Genomic DNA, 15,984 nt, shown 5'->3' with positions numbered 1-15,984 from the left:
ATATGCAGCTTGTTTTTATTTTAATCCTTCAACCATGTCTGATAGTTCACTCCATCTTTCCATCTTTTTTTCTAGCTCTTCTTCTGTTTTCTGCTGTGCTTCAGATAATTCTTGTGCCTTTGTGAAGTCAGATCCAACTTTCGCAAGTTCTTCTCCAATTGACTCAATTTTTTCTTCAAGTTCGGCAATTGTATCTTCAATCGTTTCCCATTCACGCTGCTCATTGTATGAAAGTTTACGTTTACGTTGTTGTTTTGGAGCTTCTTCTACTACTTTTTTCTCTTTTTGAACTTCCGCTTTCTCCATAAGTTCTCTCGTTTTTTCCATTTCTAAATAATCTGTATAACTACCTAGGAACTCACGCACTTCGCCTCCGCCAGTAAAGATGAACAGTTCATCTACTACTTTATCTAAGAAGTAACGGTCATGCGATACAGTTAAAACGACACCTGGGAAATCTTCTAAATAATCTTCTAGTACTGTTAATGTTTGTGTATCTAGATCATTCGTAGGTTCATCAAGTAAAAGTACGTTTGGTTCTCCCATTAAAATACGTAATAAATATAAACGTCTTCTTTCACCACCAGATAGTTTACCAAGCGGTGTACCATGTGAATGAGTCGGGAATAAGAAACGTTCTAACATTTGAGATGCACCAATTACTTTTCCATCTGTTGTATGAATAACTTCTGCAATCTCTTTAATGTATTCAATCATACGCTGATTTAAATTCATCTCTTCATTTTCTTGCGTATAATAAGCAACTTTTACAGTTTGCCCAACTTCAATTTCACCACTATCAGGAGATAACTTACCTGCAAGCATATTTAATAGCGAAGATTTCCCGCTTCCATTCGCTCCAATAATTCCGATGCGATCGCCTGGTTTCACGATATGATTAAAGTTGTTTAATACCGTTTTATCACCAAATTTTTTCGTCACATCTTTTAACTCAAGTACTTTTTTCCCAAGACGGCTACCGCTAAGTGCAATATCAACTGACTGTTTTGCAGCTGTCCCTTCTTGGCCCTTTAGCTCATCAAATCGTTGAATACGTGCCTTTTGCTTTGTTGAACGGGCTTTTGCACCGCGGCGGATCCATGCTAGTTCGCGGCGATATAAGTTTTGACGTTTTGATTCTTGCGCAATTTCTTGTTCTTCACGAAGTGCTTTCGCTTCTAAAAACGTACTGTAATTCCCTTCATAACTATACAGTTTTCCATTATCTAATTCGAAAATACGATTCGTCACACGATCTAAGAAATAACGATCATGGGTTACAAGTAATACTGCGCCATTATATCGAGCTAAATATTCCTCTAACCATTCCACTGTCTCATGATCAAGATGGTTCGTAGGCTCATCTAAAATTAATAGATCCGGTGTTTCAATAAAACATTGCGCCATCGCAATACGTTTTTTCTGTCCACCAGATAAATTTCCAACAGTTGCAGTGAAGTCCGTAATTCCTAATTTCGTTAAAAGAGATTTCGCATTTGCATTTGCTTCCCATGCACTCATTGCATCCATACGTTGCTGCACTGCAAATAATTGTTCCTGTACTTTTTCATTACTTGGATCTTTTTCGATATGTAATAGCGCCTTTTCATACTCACGAAGAAGACGAATTAAAGGAGTATCACCATGGAAGACTTGCTCTAGCACTGTTAGTTGTTCATCAAACTCTGGTTGCTGTGATAAATAACTAATTGTATACCCACGAGAATGAGTCATATCACCTGTATCAGGAATTTCTGCCCCTGCAATAATTTTTAATAACGTCGATTTACCAGTTCCGTTTACACCGATAATTCCGGCACGGTGTCCTTCTGCAATACTAAATGATAATCCATCAAATAACGGTTTTTCTCCATATGATTTTGATAAGTTTTCCACAGTTAACATTTTCATATTTGTGCATTCCACTCTTTCATAAATTGTTCAATAAACTGTTCCATATAACGATGACGAACTTCCGCCTCTTGTTTTGCTGCGTTCGTGTTCATTAAGTCTTTTAATTTCAAAAGTTTTTCATAAAAATGATTTAAAGATGGATCGTTATTTTTTCTATATTCATCTTTCGTCATCACTTCACGCGGAGGAATAGTTGGATCATACATTAATCTCCCTTTCGCTCCACCATACGCAAATGTGCGAGCTATTCCAATTGCTCCAAGGGCGTCTAAGCGATCCGCATCTTGAACAAGCTTCCCTTCAAGTGAATCCACTTTACCGCCATGACCACCTTTATAAGACATATTGGCGATAATATGAAGAACATGTTTACTTTCCTCTTCTTCCACATGTAACTCTTCTAACCAATCAGAAACTTTTTTCATTCCTTCTTCTTCACTTTCATTTAACTTCTCATCTGCCACATCGTGAAGTAATGCTGCCATTTCAATTATAAAACGATTTCCCCCTTCTTGCTCGGATAAAGAAATCGCCAGTTTATGTACGCGTTCAATATGATACCAATCATGCCCACTCGCATCTTTTTCTAAAATATGTTTTACAAAAGTAATTGTTTTTTGAATCTTTTCTTGTTTTGTCATTTTATCTTCACCCAGTTACTTATTGTAACACGCCCGCATTTTTTCATCACATATTTTCTTGTCCGCCCATACACTGAGTGGTAAGCATCATCATGAAGGAGGAATAAATATGTTCTATAATAATCAACCGCCTTATCCAAGGCAACCATTTTACCCTCAACAACAAGAACAAAGATACACAGAACAATACGAAGAACAAGAGTTACAACAGCAAGAACAACAATATGACGAAAACCCATATGCAACAACGCAAAATCAAGAAACTGAATTTCAACAAAATCCATATGAAACACGTCCAAATTATGAATATCCTCAAAATCCATATGCGGTACCACAAAACCAAGAACAACCATATCAGCAAAATCCATATGCAGCACCACAAAACCAAGAACAACCATATCAACAAAATCCATATGCAGCACCACAAAACCCATACACAACTCAACCACAACAACCGCAATACCAACAACAAATGTATCAACCAAACTACGACGCACGTGTCTCACCACCTAAACCACCAACAATAGATCCAACGCAGCCACAAATTTTACCGCCAGGACCAACATTAGACATTACACAACCACAAATCTTACCACCTGGACCAATTACTGAACCAACACAACAACAAATTCAACAAGTTGTCGGTACACAGTTTTTACCTTTCAAGAAACCCGTACTAGATTTCGTAAAACCATGGGTAGATTACGGTTTAAATGAAGCAAAACATACATCACACGAACACGCATTAACAGAAGTTGCTGCGATTATGTTTTTAGTTGGTAAAGGCTTCAATCCGACGATTGCTCATTATATTGTAGAATCTTGGGAGAAGAATGAACAGTTTTAGGGTTGTTTATTTTATGTTCAGAAAAACTATAAAAGCGTCGCAAATGCCTGTTATACAAGCATTTGCGACGCTTTTTATTTGTTATATTATATTCTACTTCAAAAGGGTATTTCATATTTTTTCACATGTTTTTATATTATTTGTGAGCAAATAATAACCTTTTAATTAAACTGTATTAGATCCCCTTGATAAATAAACATTCCCCTTCCATTTGTTGAACTTTTGTTCTAAATATATCCTCTTAATTCATCAAGTTTTAAAGTGCGCTAAAAACGTTGATTTATCAAGCTTTTATAAAAATGATATTTCATAGTGATTCATCACTTTTTATATTTTGTGGGTAAATTGCGGGTGGGGTTGTGGGTGCCCCCACAAAATATAAAACTAAATGAATTAGGCCTGTTTTATTTTTCCATCTGTTCTTTCCTATATCAAAGGCATTATCTAAAAGATAATTTAAAATATCGTAGCAAAAAAGATGACTCAGTAGAGTGGGCTTTGAATTTATTCATATGATTAAAATTATCCTCTTAAAGTCCCTTAATACAGTAATACGAATTTTCTATATTTACATTTTTTTCTTCTTGTCTCATAATTTTAATCGGGAGAGTGAGGAAGAAAATGGTTCAAATAAAAATTACACCTGAAGAACTAGAACAAGTTGCAAAACGGGCTAATGATACTAAGCATGCATTAGAATCCATACATAATAATTTGTGCAATCAAATTGATTACATGTGTTTTCAATGGACAGGTGCATCGAATCAAAACTTCGTTCAAATGTTTAACAATGCAAGACCATCCGCATTCACAGCTATCAATGCACTTGTGCATGTTGAAGAAGAATTAAAAAGGATTGCTGAGAAATTCCGCGTTGCAGATAACGAAGGTGTAGCGCCTCAAAAAGAAACTACACCTAGTAAAGTACCTGAAAAATCTTTCTTAGGAAAAGTTTGGGCTGGTATAGTAGATGGTGCGGGAGATGCTGTAGGAGATACAATCGACGGTATAAAGGCATTAGGTGACTGGGAAACTTGGAAAGGTATGGGCTACACTGTTACCCATTTAGATGAAGCTTTACCTGCTATGTGGGATGCGTTATCAGATTCTTTTAAGAAAGATGTGATAAATGGAGATGCAGAAACCCGCGCAAGATGGGGATCGTATGCTTTAACACAAATTGGATTAGGTCTTATTGGGGATAAAGGAGTCAGTAAAGCTGCAAAGCTAGCGCAAGGTGCTAAATTCTCTCAAGGTATCTCAAAAGCTGGACAAATATTGAGCAAAGGCGATAATTTGGCTTTCTCAGGTGGTAGTAATGGTATAAACTCCACATTTGACAATGCTTTATTTAAACAAGCTAAGGAGGAACTATCAACCTATCAGTTTGCTAAAGGTGAAAATACTACTACTGTGAAACCTGGTGATAGCAGTTCACTTGTCCCCGGAGGAGGCCTAGCTGCACACGAGGCTAGAGGTGGACATTTACTAGAAAGGCATGTAGGAAAAACGGATGAAGAACTATTGCAAAGATTAGAAAGTGATACTAGAATAACAGGTGCATCCACCTTTACAGATAGAGCGACAGCTGAAAATATAGCTAACAACGTTTTAAATAACCCTAGAAACCAAGAACTTATTCAAAACTGGTTAAATAATTCACGTAATAATCGGCCCTTAGCCTTACCCTATAGTGGTAATGAAATAATTGGTAGAGGAATTCAAAGAGGTTCTACGACAATTGAGGAAATGACCAATGCTAAAATTATTTTAAAGAAAGATGCAAACGGAAAATTTATTTTAACTGGCTATCCAAATTAATAAATAGGAGGATAAATATGTTATTAAAACACAATCCAGAAGATGAAATTTATCAATTCCTAGCAGGAAACTTTCATCAAGATTCTTTCTATGAAGAGGTAATTCAAGAACTAATAGAAGAGGAAAATAAAGAATATATACAAGATGCTATTATTTTCTTAACTAAATTTATTCAAAGTGATTACAGTAAGGAAGAAAAAAATAGATATATAAAAGAAGCTGCAGATGGAATATATTTTGAGGGATTAAAAGTAACACCTTTAGAATGGTTAGAACACACCGTTGATTTATTAAAAAAAGGATAAAAAATACAATGTATGAAAATGTTGACAAATCAGAATATGAAATGTCTGTAAACTTAAAAAATGTTAAGTTAATTGAAGAAAAAAACTATATAGGGATTTACACTAGATAGCGATAATTAATTACAACAAATAAAAGCAGAACCTTAGGAGAGTTCTGCTTTTATAATTTTCATTTTGCATACACATAAGCAGGATTAGCAGTTACATAGTATGCTTTGCTTTTACTGTTGTGAACTTTGTATTGATACGAACCATTCACAATTACTTTTAAGACCTTTTCTTTCTAGGGCCTACAATTAATTTAATCGCTGTTCTTTCTTCATTATTGATAGAAATCTCTTGAAACGCTGGAACAAAAGCTAAGTCAATACCACTTGGAGCGACGAACCCTCTTGCAATCGCAATTGCTTTAATCGCTTGATTTATAGCTCCAGCCCCAATCGCTTGAATTTCCACATTACCACTTGTTCTTAGTACACCCGCTATTGCACCCGCGACTGAATTTGGGCTTGATTTTGAAGATACCTTTAATATATTTTCCATGTAAGTTGCTCCTTCTATTATTTAATCTCTCTTTCGTTACAATTTTAAATATTTTAGCGTATCTTTAATTACTATTCACACCAAAAACAAACGATGCTTCATATGTACATTTATTCTATATTTTCTGACTTCTTCCTGCCCAGCTACACAAATAAAAAAATAAACTAAATAATCTAATATACATACGATTAAATATCATAACTTCACCAAACGATAACATCCATACAGCAAAAGATAATATTGCTGTTTTGTCAGACGAAATTAATATAGTAAATTGAAACTTTACTCAGTGGGGGTTTTGTTCATCCCCCAACTAACTTCTTTGCTTTCACTGAATTTTGAGGTGGGGTCTTACTGCTCGGAAAATAGCGTGATAAACGTTCCCTCGTTACTTCAATTTATTTAGAAATTCCATTCATTTTTCTATCAAATTATGAATCTTATCACCTTCAAAAAATGTTACAGATGATAACCAAATACTATATTTCATCATTTGAGCACTTTCTATTCCAAATCTATCTCCTTCTATAGTACAAGCATACACGCCAATTGTGATTCATTTTCATAAACTATTATGTGTTTTACATTTATTAAGAATAGGAGGTAATATATTGGGTTCATACTATCATTCTTCAAACTCGTATAAAAAATGCTCATGCAAATCTTCTTCCAGTTCAAATAAAAAATGTTCATGTGACCATTCACATAAACGAAGCTGTCCTGCATACGGAACTTTTTGGCAAACTGAATTTATAACTGTTCCTTTTGGCAACCCTTTTCCATTTAATCACGTTGGACCTTTAGCAGGAGGCGTTTCCTTACTAAACCCTACTACTATACAATTTAGACAAGCTGGTGATTATAGAGTTTCGTTCATTTCCAGTATTAATACTACTTTAAATCCTGTATTTCCACATATCCCAGTCATAACTATATTTTTAAATAACAATCCACTTGCTAATAGTCAAGGTGACTTCGCTATTCAAATGAATACTTCATCAAATAACGAATGTCTTCAACTTGTTGGCGAAACGATTGTTACAGTGCCAGCTAATTCAACTCTTCAACTTAGAAATAATAGTGGCTTTAATCGTCAAAGTATTGTAACTTGTGACAATGGTATAAATTCAGTTGAATTAACAGTTACAAAACTAAGTTAATATTATTTCTTCACATTCAGATGCTATTTCAGCATCTTTTTTTATTGAATAACAGTTTTCTTCGACTTTTATTATCTCTCATCACGCAAAAAAAGTGCAGAATTCTTTCTAACACAAGATTTCTGCACTTCTATATTATGCTTATTTATTCTTCCCTATTTCTCTACATAAACCGACTTAACAATCGTACGATTATATGGTTTTCCTTCTTTATTCATCCCTTTTATATCCATCGTAACGTTATATACTCCCGGTTGTTTTATATCTTTCAAAGCACCTGTAAATGTATTCGTATTAACATTTTGTAATTCATTAAATTCAGAGACTAACTTACCTTCTTTATTAACGACTCTTACTGTTATGGAAAGATCCCCTTTCATTTCAGGTGCCACTGGTGATTTTTTCAGTTTATACTCAGGTTTATTTACTTTAACCTTTGTAGGCATTTGAAGAACAAATGGCGCGTCATTCTTGTAATCGCTTACAACTAAATATGCATCTTTCGACTGCTTCGCCATCATTTTGATTTTCCATTCGCCTACTTCCAATTTATCAAACTTGAATGTTCTAATTGTCGCCCCATTAAAGAAAGATTCGCCTTCACCAGTAGTTATAGCGCTATCTTTGTTTGCATAGATTTTTCCTTTTGGAGATACCATTTGCACTTCTACATCAGAAGAAGCAGTTAGTACAGAAACTATTCCTTCAGCCTTTTTATCAACAGAAATACTTTGCTCTATCCACTGATTTTGTGGTAATTCGCCTCCTAAAATATTTTGATTTGAAGTTGTATTTAATTGTTCTAGATTTTCATTTGAACTAGTGCTGGATGCTACTAAAGCTGGTAACCCCACATTTGTCGTACGTAAATATGGTTCAATTCGTGCAAAAACAGCTGATCCTTTTCTTATATTGTCATGATCAAATCTTGAATCTGTAAATAAATGTGTACCGTACGATAGCTTCGCACTCCATTCATTTACTAGTCCATCATTTGAACCGTACGACGATAAATATAACCCGCCCATAGATAATGCAGAAAATGTTGGCCCCCAGCTAGTCCCAGTAGCCGTATAGTAACGGTTTAATTTAGCTGCTGGGTTGTTATCTATTGTTGAACGAAACTTTGCCATTTCACCTATTTGTAACGAATACGTACCATCATCTTTTTGACCTAATATAGAAGCAAGCCACCCTGCCCACCAACTATATGATAAATCTGCTAAATTTGAGCCGTGATGCGGTGTAGCAAGTGTAATAACATTTCCGACAAATCGATTCGCACCATATTCGACTAATGCGGCCTGTGTATCAATACCACCTTTACTATGTGCTACAATATTAACTTTTTTACCGAAATGATTATATATTTCTTCAAGTTTTTGTGCTAACAGTTTTCCGTTATCCCACTGACTAGCCGAACCTTTCCCCGCAGCATCATATAATTGTATAAACACTGTTTGATAGCCTGCTTTCAAAGCAAAATCATACATATCATTTATATCATGATATACTGTCTTTCCATACCAACTATCCGCATTACCATTTCTTCCTTGCACAAAGAGAATTGGTGGTTTATTCTCATTATAATTAGCAGGTTTTTGGCCTAAAAACCATTCCCCAGGTGTAAATACTTCTGTGTCAGGAAACCCCTTTCCAAGCTCTTTTACAACTTCTGCCTTTACATGCGTGCTAATCGTTGGAGCCATGATAAAAAATACAATTAGTAAGGCCACACATCTTCTCATCAGTCGCATATTACTCCCCCTATTTTTTTGAAAGAAGGTGTTCTTTATAATATTTTATATTTTCCCTTCCTTAATAATAGCTAACCTTTTATTAAAAAAGATGTTAACCCTATTTTCAGAAGGTTACTAATAATGCCTCCCTCTTCCTTAACTCTCGTTATTCTCTTTGTTTCCCACTCTTCCTTTTGATAGAATATGACAAAAAAGTTTCTCAATAATTGTTAACTTCACAACATCCAGATATTTTTTAAATCATTATTGTTTATATAAAGCATACAAATCTTGAAAAAATTTTAGTAAAAAAACATTTTATTACTAATTAGTTATTTAAAAACATAATAAAGATATGTACTTTCTTTTCATTAAATACAAAATAATTTTAAAGGACCCTATATTATAAGACTTTCCTATAATTAGGAATTAAACTGAAATTTCCGAATAAACAATCATATTTCCAGAAACATATATTATGATAATTTCCGCGCACTTGAATTAACCTTGTAGAAGTACTAACCTATCGGTGAGCAGAAGAAAATTCTGTAAAAAGAAAGGAGAATGCTTTATGATGACCAATTTACAAAAGGAGTTTTTTAAACGATTAAAAATTCCTGCAAAAGAAATAACATTTGATGATTTAGATGAAATCTTATTAAAAATGGGAATGATTCTCCCCTATGAAAATCTTGATATTATGGCGGGTACTATTAAAAATATCTCAAAAGATAACTTAATAGAAAAGTTACTTATTCAAAAACGAGGTGGACTGTGTTATGAATTAAACTCCTTATTGTATTATTTTTTAATTGATTGTGGATTTCAAGTATACAAAGTAGCCGGTACTGTTTATGATCTGTACGATAATAAATGGAAACCCGATGATGGTCATGTCATTATCATATTAAGTCATGAGGAAAAAGATTATGTTGTGGATGCAGGTTTTGCATCTCATCTCCCTTTACATCCAGTCCCTTTTAACGGAGAAGTCATCTCCTCTCAAACAGGAGAATATCGAATTCGTAAGCGAAATACTCGAAAAGGTACGCATATTTTAGAAATGAGAAAAGGAGCTAACGGAGAATCTACAAGTTTCTTACAATCTGAACCTTCAACTGAATGGAAAATAGGTTATGCTTTCACTGTAGATCCAATAGATGAGAAAAAAGTGAATAACATTCAAAAAGTGATTGTAGAGCATAAAGAATCTCCTTTTAATAAAGGAGCTATCACTTGTAAATTAACTACTTATGGTCACATATCATTAACAAATAAAAATTATACAGAAACCTTTAAAGGCACCAAAAATAAACTACCAATAGAATCTAAAGATTATGCTCGCATTCTTCGTGACTCTTTTGGAATAACGCAAGAGAAATATGTAGGAAAAACACTAGAAAGAGGCTAGTTGACTACAAGTATTTCATAATAAAGCAGATTCTATATTTAGAATCTGCTTTATTTTATATTTTGTTATAAATTAATTTAATTTTCAATTATATACTCATCATCATATTTATCGTATTGTAATCCTTTCCCTATCTTTGATTCCGTAACTTGATCTCTTAAAAACGGTGCAGCATCCATTTTGCTAGTTGCAATTTCAATTCCATATTTTTTCGTTAAATGAGCTAACTCTATTAAAAACCACTCTCTTCGCAATGTAACTGGAATATCCAATGTTTTTCTTTTCATATATAATAGCACCTCTTTTATTTTCATAGCTTAAAAATATCACTGGATGCACTTATTAAAACTACCTTTCACCGCTAACATCCAATGAAACATTATAGTATATGCATGTCCATTTCAAACGTGCTATCACAAATATGACATTTAAGTTTACATAATTATATTATGTAATAGTAGAAAAGGAAGGCATGTCCCTTCCCCTTCTACTATAAAGATTTAAATTAAGAACATCTTGGTACACCTAAAGCTAAAAATAAACCTGCTACTCCCGCAGTAATCGGCACTTTTAACGTAATAACATCGTCTACCTTCGTTACTAAAAAGTAAGCATTACCTTCTTGTAATATACAAGTTACCAACAATTGAAATTCCATTCAAATCTCCTCCTTTCAATCGATATACTATAATTTATGAAATCTCTTTCAAAACGTAATAGGATATATATCTATTTTTCCATATATACAAAATAAATGTTTAAAAGTCTAGTAAAAATATTAACTTTCTAAATTTATATAAAACGTGTAATATCCAATAAGTTCCTATATAATCAATAAGAAGAATCTTACAAATGGAGGTATGAAAATGTCGATTTTAAGTAATATTGGTGCAGCTTTATTTTTTATTGCTTTTATTCTTTTAATCTTATGTATTATTTCATTCTTTAAGAAAAATGGAAAAGCAAAACAATATGGACGTCCTACCGTTATTCTTTTTATGATTTCTATTGTATTAATAACGGCCGGTACAACAAAATCGGAACACCCCGTCGTCGAGTTTTTTTCTACTTTAAGTTTCATTCTATTTATATTCTTCCTTGTTCTAGCAATCTTATCTGTAATTAAGAAAACAGGTGTAGCGAAAAAACAATTTATTATTACAGCCTTATTATTTGTCATTTTTGTTGCGCTATCAGGTATTTCAGCTCCTTCTTCTGAAAAAACGACAGCAACTAGTACAAAAGTGGCATCTAACAATGAAGAACAAAAAGATAGTGAACAGAAAAAAGAGCTAGAAAAGAAAGAGGCGGACGAAAAAACTCAAAAGCAAGAAGATGAGAAGCGTCAAGCCGAGGAACAAGCTCGTAAGCAAGAAGATGAAAAACGTCAGGCTGAGGAACAAGCTCGTAAACAACAAGAAGAACAAAAACGTCTAGCTGATGAACAGGCTCGTAAGCAACAAGAAGAACAAAAACGACAAGCTGAGGAACAAGCTCGTAAACAACAAGGAGAACAAAAACGTCAGGCTGACGAACAAGCTCGTAAACAACAACAAGAAGAGCAAAAAGCACAGCAAACTCAAACACAACCCGCTTCAGGAAATACTAGTAGTGCATACTACAAAAATTGTGCTGCAGTTAGAGCGGCTGGGAAAGCCCCTTTACATAAAGGACAACCAGGTTATGACTCACATCTTGATCGTGATGGCGATGGAGTTGCATGCGAAAAATAGTAATAAAAAAGAAGCTTCTAGTAAGCTTCTTTTTTATTATCAGAAACTATTACGACGAATTCCCCTCCCACTTCCTTTTATAAAATTCATTTTATTATCCTTAAAACTGACACATAATAAGTGATTTCAATCACCACATTGATTTTCATTTATCGCTATTCTTAATTTAGTTATTACATTCAAACTTTATGGAGGCGTTCATATGAAACATGCATTTACTGAAACTTCTATTGTCGGTGAGATCGTTACACAATTTCCGAAAGCTAGCGATCTTTTTAAATCATATAGAATAGACTTTTGTTGTGGTGGTAATAAACCACTTATTGATGCAATTCATGAAAGAAATTTATCAGCAACAGAAGTACTTACAGAATTAAATACACTTTATAATAATACGAAACGATTAAATGAATCTGAAATTGATTGGAAAAATGCTTCTTATCGTGAATTGATTGATTATGTTATAAATAAGCATCATCGCTATTTAAATGAAGAATTACCACAATTAAGTCCGTATGTGACGAAAGTATTACGCGTCCACGGAGCAAGTCAGCCTCACTTAGCTCAAATTCATAAGCTATTTCACGAATTAAAGATGGAATTAGAACAACATTTAATTAAAGAAGAAACAGAAGATTTTCCATTAATTTTAGAATTTGAACAAAATCCAAATGAAGAAAACTATGTGAATTTACGTAAAGTAGTAGATAAGTTGGAAAATGAACATAACCACGCAGGCAACATTATTAAAGAGCTTCGTAAAGTTACAAATGACTTTACTCCTCCAGAAGGAGCTTGCGGCACTTATCGACTTGTTTACCAACGCCTTGAAGCACTAGAGTCTGATTTATTTGAGCATATTCATTTAGAAAATAACATTTTATTTCCACGTGCAATTACGAGAGTATAAATCAAGTGCAGGACATGAGTATACATACTTATGTCCTGTTTTTTCATTTGGTAAAGAATATACACATCCCTCTCGAATAAATCCGAATTTTAACAATTTGTGAATCATTATAAAAATGTGATAAATATCACATCTCCCCTTTTTTGGATTTTCTATAATAGAAATATAATCCTTTGTTCAACATTTCACAGAAAAAGGGGAAACGAAAATGAAAAAACGTTTAGTTATGATCGGAAATGGTATGGCTGGAATACGCTGTATGGAAGAAATATTAAAACATAATAGTGATTCATATGAGATTACTATTTTGGGAGATGAACCGCATCCAAACTACAATCGCATTATGCTCTCTCACGTTTTACAAGGCAAAACAAATATGCAAGATATCATTATGAATGAATACAGTTGGTATGAAGAAAACGAAATAACTTTATATACAAACGAAAGAGTTCAAAGTATTAACCGAGAAGCAAAAATCATTATCACAGAAAAAAATCGTACTCTTACATATGACAAACTCATTATCGCAACAGGTTCTAGTGCTTTTATTTTACCTGTTGAAGGTTCTACTCTTCCTGGTGTAACAGGATTTCGAACAATTGAAGATACACAATTTATGATAGACACCGCTAAAGAAAAGAAAAAGGCCGTTGTTATTGGTGGTGGGTTACTTGGTTTAGAAGCCGCAAGAGGTCTTATTGACTTAGAGATGGACGTACATGTTGTTCATTTAATGCCAAACTTAATGGAGCAGCAACTAGATACGAAAGCAGCTTCTCTATTACGCGAAGATTTGGAAGCGCAAGGCATGCAATTTCTAATGGAAAAGAAAACTGTAAAAATTCTTGGTACAGACCATGTTGAGGGCATTCAATTTGAAGATGGTGAAGTTGTAGATTGTGATTTAGTCGTAATGGCTGTCGGAATACGCCCAAATACGCAAATAGCAAAAGATGCTGGTTTAATTGTAAATCGCGGTATTGTAGTCAATGACTATATGCTAACAAATGACGAGTCCATTTATGCAGTTGGAGAATGTGCAGAGCATGACGGTATCGCATATGGACTTGTTGCTCCTCTTTATGAACAAGGTGCGATATTAGCAAAACATATAACAAATTTACAAACTGATGGATATTCGGGCAGTATCGTCGGTACGCAATTAAAAGTTGCAGGTTGTGATTTATTCTCTGCTGGTCAAATTTATGAAGATGCTCAAACGAAAGCAATATCAATCTTTGATGAATGTAAACGTTCCTATAAAAAAGTATTAATTCGTGACAATAAAGTCATCGGTATCGTTTTATATGGTGACACAGCTGACGGAACACGCCTCTTTAGCATGTTAAAGAAAGAAGAAGATATACAAGAATATACAGCCGCTTCTCTTCTTCACAAAGCTGGTGAAGAAAGTGAACTTAACGTTGCTACTATGAGTGCTGATGACACGATTTGCGGATGTAATGGTGTTACGAAAGGTACAATCGTTCACGCCATTTTAGAACAAGAGTTAACGACTTTTGAAGAAGTTAAAGGCTGTACGAAAGCCGCAGGGTCTTGTGGTAAATGTCGTCCGCTTGTGGAACAAGTTTTATCTCATACACTTGGAGATGCTTTTGATGCCTCAGCGCAATCTGCCGGTATGTGTGGATGTACACCTTTATCCCGTGATGAAGTCGTAGCGGCCATTTACGAGAAAGGCTTAAAATCTCCAAAAGAAGTACGAAATGTTCTTGGTTTTGCACATGAAGACGGCTGTTCGAAATGCCGCCCTGCTTTAAACTACTATTTACGTATGGCGATTCCAGAAGAATATGAAGATGATAAATCGTCCCGTTTTGTTAATGAAAGAATGAATGGTAACATCCAGCACGATGGTACATTCTCTGTTATTCCACGTATGTACGGAGGCGTTACAACAGCAGATGATTTAATGAAAATTGCTGAAGTTGCGAAGAAGTATGATGTTCCACTTGTGAAAATTACCGGTGCAAGCCGAATTGGCTTATACGGTGTCAAGAAACAAGATTTACCTAACGTATGGGCTGACTTAAATATGACTTCTGGATATGCGTATTCAAAATCTCTTCGTAATGTAAAATCATGTGTTGGCTCTCGTTTTTGCCGTTTCGGTACGAAAGATTCATTAGGACTTGGTATGTTGCTTGAACAATCATTAGAAATGGTAGATACACCTCATAAAATGAAAATGGGTGTAACTGGTTGTCCGCGTAACTGTGCGGAAGTACTGACGAAAGATTTTGGCGTTGTTTGTGTCGAAAATGGATATCAACTTTATATTGGCGGAAATGGTGGTACAGAAGTACGTGAAGCTGATTTTGTAATGATTGTCCCTACTGAAGATGATGTCCTTCGCATCGCTACAGCTTACATGCAATATTATCGTGAAACTGGTATTTACGGAGAGCGTACTGCCTACTGGACAGAACGTTTAGGCTTCGATCACATAAAAGAAATACTGCAAGATGCAAATATGATTACTACGTTAAATGAACGTTTCCAAAAAACTCGTGGCACATATAAAGAAGCATGGGGACAAGCACTAGAAACGAAATCATTAAAAGCGATGTATGAAGTAGAAACTGTGAAATAAGGAGCTGTGACCTATATGATACAAACGAAAGAAAAAATAAAAGTTATGCGTGCAGAAGACCTTCCTATTCAAATCGGTAAAGAGGTGCAAATGAAAGGTATGTCTTTCGCCCTATTCCGCCTTTCAAATGGCGATATTCGAGCTGTAGAAAATCGTTGTCCTCATAAAAACGGGCCATTAGCGGAAGGTATTGTATCTGGAGAATTCGTCTTTTGTCCACTACATGATTGGAAAATTTCACTACTAACAGGTGAAGTTCAAAAACCTGATGACGGTTGTATTCAAACGTATGAAGTAGAAGTTATTGACGGAGATATTTATATATACATGTAATTTACAAAAGGAA

At 34.4% G+C, this 15,984-nt stretch carries 15 protein-coding genes and 1 pseudogene; 9 read left to right on the top strand and 7 right to left on the bottom strand.

The window, feature by feature from the left end:
• Nucleotides 1-15: 15 nt before the first annotated feature.
• On the bottom strand, nt 16-1,911 hold the full coding sequence (locus H6481_RS08935) for an ABC-F family ATP-binding cassette domain-containing protein (protein WP_078993371.1): 1,896 nt from the start codon (nt 1,909-1,911) through the stop codon (nt 16-18).
• Nucleotides 1,908-2,555 (bottom strand): HD domain-containing protein, encoded by a 648-nt coding sequence (locus H6481_RS08930; RefSeq protein ID WP_000165961.1) that lies wholly within the window; start codon nt 2,553-2,555, stop codon nt 1,908-1,910. Before H6481_RS08930 ends, H6481_RS08935 begins: the two co-directional genes overlap by 4 nt.
• 109 nt (nt 2,556-2,664) lie before the next feature.
• Between H6481_RS08930 and H6481_RS08925 the strand changes: the two genes are divergently transcribed.
• The 3 genes from H6481_RS08925 to H6481_RS08915 all read left to right on the top strand — a co-directional run bounded on the left by H6481_RS08925 (nt 2,665) and on the right by H6481_RS08915 (nt 5,528).
• Nucleotides 2,665-3,402, top strand: coding sequence for a hypothetical protein (locus tag H6481_RS08925; protein ID WP_061660812.1), 738 nt, complete (start codon nt 2,665-2,667; stop codon nt 3,400-3,402).
• 621 nt (nt 3,403-4,023) lie between these two features.
• Entirely contained in the window at nt 4,024-5,223 is a 1,200-nt protein-coding gene (locus tag H6481_RS08920; RefSeq protein WP_088022233.1) for a WXG100 family type VII secretion target, read from the top strand.
• A gap of 17 nt (nt 5,224-5,240) precedes the next feature.
• Nucleotides 5,241-5,528, top strand: a complete 288-nt coding sequence (locus tag H6481_RS08915; RefSeq protein ID WP_000924765.1) for a contact-dependent growth inhibition system immunity protein — start codon at nt 5,241-5,243, stop codon at nt 5,526-5,528.
• A gap of 169 nt (nt 5,529-5,697) precedes the next feature.
• Here H6481_RS08915 and H6481_RS28785 read toward each other — a convergent pair.
• Together H6481_RS28785 and H6481_RS08910 are read right to left on the bottom strand one after the other, a co-directional pair.
• A pseudogene (locus tag H6481_RS28785) lies at nt 5,698-5,799 on the bottom strand (N-acetylmuramoyl-L-alanine amidase); the annotation flags it as partial.
• Nucleotides 5,796-6,071, bottom strand: a complete 276-nt coding sequence (locus H6481_RS08910) for a stage V sporulation protein S (protein ID WP_000427801.1) — start codon at nt 6,069-6,071, stop codon at nt 5,796-5,798. The gene H6481_RS08910 and the pseudogene H6481_RS28785, both read right to left, overlap by 4 nt.
• Nucleotides 6,072-6,682: 611 nt before the next feature.
• Here H6481_RS08910 and H6481_RS08905 point away from each other — a divergent pair.
• Entirely contained in the window at nt 6,683-7,231 is a 549-nt protein-coding gene (locus H6481_RS08905) for a hypothetical protein (RefSeq protein ID WP_000536156.1), read from the top strand.
• 155 nt (nt 7,232-7,386) lie between these two features.
• On the opposite strand, the gene H6481_RS08900 is transcribed toward H6481_RS08905, so the two are convergent.
• Nucleotides 7,387-8,988 carry a hypothetical protein gene (locus H6481_RS08900; protein ID WP_182811487.1) on the bottom strand — a complete coding sequence of 534 codons (1,602 nt, stop codon included), beginning with the start codon at nt 8,986-8,988 and terminating at the stop codon, nt 7,387-7,389.
• Nucleotides 8,989-9,541: 553 nt separating this feature from the next.
• Between H6481_RS08900 and H6481_RS08895 the strand changes: the two genes are divergently transcribed.
• Entirely contained in the window at nt 9,542-10,381 is an 840-nt protein-coding gene (locus H6481_RS08895; protein WP_182811484.1) for an arylamine N-acetyltransferase, read from the top strand.
• A gap of 77 nt (nt 10,382-10,458) precedes the next feature.
• Here H6481_RS08895 and H6481_RS08890 read toward each other — a convergent pair whose 3' ends face one another.
• Entirely contained in the window at nt 10,459-10,668 is a 210-nt protein-coding gene (locus H6481_RS08890) for a hypothetical protein (protein ID WP_000824207.1), read from the bottom strand.
• Nucleotides 10,669-10,886: 218 nt separating this feature from the next.
• Nucleotides 10,887-11,039, bottom strand: a complete 153-nt coding sequence (gene exsG, locus H6481_RS08885) for an exosporium protein ExsG (RefSeq protein WP_000395679.1) — start codon at nt 11,037-11,039, stop codon at nt 10,887-10,889.
• Nucleotides 11,040-11,247: 208 nt separating this feature from the next.
• On the opposite strand from exsG, the gene H6481_RS08880 reads away from it, so the two are divergent.
• The 4 genes from H6481_RS08880 to nirD all read left to right on the top strand — a co-directional run bounded on the left by H6481_RS08880 (nt 11,248) and on the right by nirD (nt 15,971).
• A complete protein-coding gene (locus tag H6481_RS08880; RefSeq protein WP_182811481.1) occupies nt 11,248-12,114 on the top strand; it encodes an excalibur calcium-binding domain-containing protein in 867 nt (288 codons plus the stop codon).
• 202 nt (nt 12,115-12,316) lie between these two features.
• A complete protein-coding gene (gene ric, locus H6481_RS08875) occupies nt 12,317-13,024 on the top strand; it encodes an iron-sulfur cluster repair di-iron protein (RefSeq protein WP_000679632.1) in 708 nt (235 codons plus the stop codon).
• Nucleotides 13,025-13,232: 208 nt separating this feature from the next.
• Complete coding sequence (gene nirB, locus H6481_RS08870) at nt 13,233-15,638, top strand: NADPH-nitrite reductase large subunit (protein WP_023521787.1); 2,406 nt, start codon at nt 13,233-13,235, stop codon at nt 15,636-15,638.
• Between the two features lie 15 nt (nt 15,639-15,653).
• Complete coding sequence (nirD, locus tag H6481_RS08865; protein WP_000616683.1) at nt 15,654-15,971, top strand: nitrite reductase small subunit NirD; 318 nt, start codon at nt 15,654-15,656, stop codon at nt 15,969-15,971.
• The last annotated feature ends 13 nt before the right edge of the window (nt 15,972-15,984 follow it).

This window comes from Bacillus sp. ME78 (genome assembly GCF_903970865.1).
Lineage (GTDB): Bacteria > Bacillota > Bacilli > Bacillales > Bacillaceae_G > Bacillus_A > Bacillus_A cereus.
Note: the sequence above shows the minus strand (reverse complement) of the source record. Positions and strands in the feature narration are given on the sequence as shown.